This is a genomic window from Mesorhizobium sp. M7A.F.Ca.MR.148.00.0.0 (assembly GCF_003997735.1).
In the GTDB taxonomy this organism is placed as follows: Bacteria; Pseudomonadota; Alphaproteobacteria; order Rhizobiales; family Rhizobiaceae; genus Mesorhizobium.
In genome coordinates, this window is the sequence record NZ_RZTB01000019.1 from 1 (window position 1) to 3,096 (window position 3,096).

General features: G+C 65.2%; 1 protein-coding gene. It reads left to right on the forward strand.

Translation table 11 applies throughout. The annotated features are described in order from the left end of the window. Positions 1-223 precede the first annotated feature (223 nt). On the forward strand, positions 224-3,096 hold a 2,873-nt coding region (gene putA / locus EOB49_RS09910; protein WP_245472606.1), incomplete at its 3' end, for a bifunctional proline dehydrogenase/L-glutamate gamma-semialdehyde dehydrogenase PutA.

Genomic DNA, 3,096 nt, shown 5'->3' on the forward strand with positions numbered 1-3,096 from the left:
ATCGCTTGCCAGCGCCGACAGGATGTTCCTGTCGATGCGGTCCAATTGGTCTTCTGTCATCGAAAATGCAGTCCATATGTCAATTCTAGGCCACAAAGATAGATCGAATGACCTGTAATGTCGATTTCTTTGGACCGGTCGAAATTTCGCACTTGTGCTAGCTTGCGCCATTCAGTCCGGTGACCGCCGGCCCGATCCCCTTTGCTCGATCCACGGGACCGCCATGCCAGCGCTCGATGCCATCCGCCAGCAGATCCGCGCCAACTACCTGCCCGACGAAGACGAGGCCGTGAAGCGGCTTGCCGAGGCGACGGGGCTCTCCGGGAAAGACCGCAAGGCGATCTCGGCTCGCGCCGCCGATCTGGTGCGCGCGGTGCGTGGCTCGTCCGATCCAAGGCTGATGGAAGTCTTCCTCTCCGCTTACGGTCTCTCCACCAAGGAAGGCGTCGCGCTGATGTGCCTGGCCGAGGCGCTGCTGCGCGTGCCCGATACCGAGACGATGGACGACCTCATCGCCGACAAGATCGCGCCGCACGACTGGTCGGCGCATTCGGGCGGTTCGAGCTCCATCTTCGTCAACGCCTCGACCTGGGCGCTGATGCTGACCGGCCGCGTCCTCGATGAGGGCGAGGGCGGCATCGAGGGCACGCTGCGTTCTATGGTGCGGCGGCTCGGCGAGCCGGTGATCCGCAAGGCGGTGGCCGCCGCCATGCGCGAGATGGGCGAGCAGTTCGTGCTCGGCCGCACCATCACGGAAGCCGTCAAGCGAGGCCGGCCGATGACGCAGAAGGGCTATCTCTACTCCTTCGACATGCTGGGCGAGGCGGCCCGCACCGAGGCCGACGCCTTGCGCTATCACAAGGCCTATGCCGACGCGATTTCGTCGCTCGATTCCGGTTCCAACGGTCCTGACATCAGGCAGAACCACGGCATCTCGGTCAAGCTTTCGGCGCTGCATCCGCGCTACGAGGTGGCGCAGAAGGACGAGATGCTGCCTGTCATGGCAGACCGGCTCTTGTCGCTGGCGCTGGCCGCGCGCCATTCGCGCATGGGCCTCAATATCGATGCCGAGGAGGCCGATCGCCTCGATCTGTCGCTCGACGTCATCGAGCGGGTGCTGGCCGAGCCGGAGCTCGCCGGTTGGAACGGGTTTGGTGTGGTGGTGCAAGCGTATGGGCCACGCGCGGCCTTCGCCATCGACTGGCTCTATGCGCTGGCCAGGAAATACGACCGCAACATCATGGTGCGGCTGGTCAAGGGTGCCTATTGGGACACCGAGATCAAGCGCGCGCAGACGCTCGGACTGTCAGGCTATCCCGTCTTCACCCGCAAGACCAACACCGACGTTTCCTACATGGCTTGCGCGAAGAAGCTTTTGTCGATGACCGACCGCATCTATCCGCAATTCGCCACCCACAATGCCCACACCGTCGCCGCCATCCTGGCGATGGCGGACAATCGCGATTCCTTCGAGTTCCAGCGCCTGCACGGCATGGGCGAGGCGCTGCACGAGACGGTGCGCCGGTCCGAGGGCACGCGCTGCCGCATCTATGCACCGGTCGGTGCGCATTCCGATCTGCTGGCCTATCTGGTCCGCCGGCTGCTGGAGAACGGCGCCAATTCCTCCTTCGTACACCAACTGACCGACGAGGACGTCGAGCCGGAGGACATTGCGCGCGATCCGCTCGAAACGGTCGAGAGCCAGGGTCCGGCCGCCAATCCGGCGATTGCCCGGCCTTCCCAGATTTTTGGGGTCGGGCGACGCAATTCGAAAGGATTCGACATCACCGACACGGTGACGCTGGCGGCGATCGACAAGGCCAGGGCGGCCTTCGCTGGGCCGGATCGTTGGCATGCCAAGCCGATCACGCGGGCCGCCGGCTACGGCAAGCAGCGTCCGATCGTCAATCCGGCCAAGCCTTCCGAAGTGGTCGGCACGGTCAGCGAAGCCGCTGCCAAGCAGGTCGCGACCGCCGTGCGCTTTGCGGTGGAGGCGCAGCCGGCCTGGGCAAAACGTCCTGTCGCCGAGCGCGCAGCGATCCTCAACCGCGCCGCCGATCTCTACGAGACGAATGCCATCGAGTTCTTCGCACTCGCCACCCGCGAGGCCGGCAAATCGCTGGCCGACGGCGTTGCCGAAGTGCGCGAGGCCGTCGACTTCCTGCGCTACTACGCCACCGAGGCGGTCAATGCCGAGGCGGGCACGCAAGCGCGGGGCGCCATCGTCTGCATTTCACCGTGGAACTTTCCGCTCGCCATCTTCACCGGCCAGATCGCGGCCGCGCTCGTCACCGGCAATTCGGTCATCGCCAAGCCGGCCGAGCAGACGCCGCTGATCGCTTTCCGTGCTGTCGAGTTGCTGCGCGAGGCTGGTGTGCCGGAAGACGTCATCCAGCTTCTGCCCGGCGACGGCCCGTCGGTCGGTGGCCCGCTGACCGCTGACCCGCGCATTGCCGGCGTATGCTTCACCGGCTCGACCGAGGTTGCCAAGCTGATCGAGAAGCAATTGGCCGAGACGGCCGCGCCCGACGCCATGCTGATCGCGGAGACCGGCGGCCTCAATGCGATGATCGTCGATTCCACCGCGTTGCCCGAACAGGCGGTGCGCGACATCCTGGCATCGGCCTTCCAGAGTGCCGGCCAGCGCTGCTCGGCGCTGCGCGTGCTCTACGTGCAGAAGGACGTCGAGAAGAAGATGCTGGAGATGCTGAAGGGCGCCATGGAGGCGCTCAGCATCGGTGATCCCTGGCGGATTTCGACCGATGTCGGCCCGGTCATCGATGACGAGGCACAGGCTTCGATCCGCGAGTACTGCACGAAGATGGGCCTGCAGGGCCGGCTGATCGCCAAGCTAGAGGCACCCAAGGAGGGCCGCTTCGTCGCGCCGCATGTCTTCCGCGTCAAGGGTATCGAGGACATGGAGCGCGAGGTGTTCGGGCCGGTGCTGCATGTCGCCAGTTTCGACGCCGACGAGATCGACGCGGTCATAGCCGCCATCAACCGCAAGGGCTACGGCCTGACCTTCGGCCTGCACACCCGCATCGAGGGCCGCGTGCAGCATTTCGTCGACGGCATCCATGCCGGCAACATCTATGT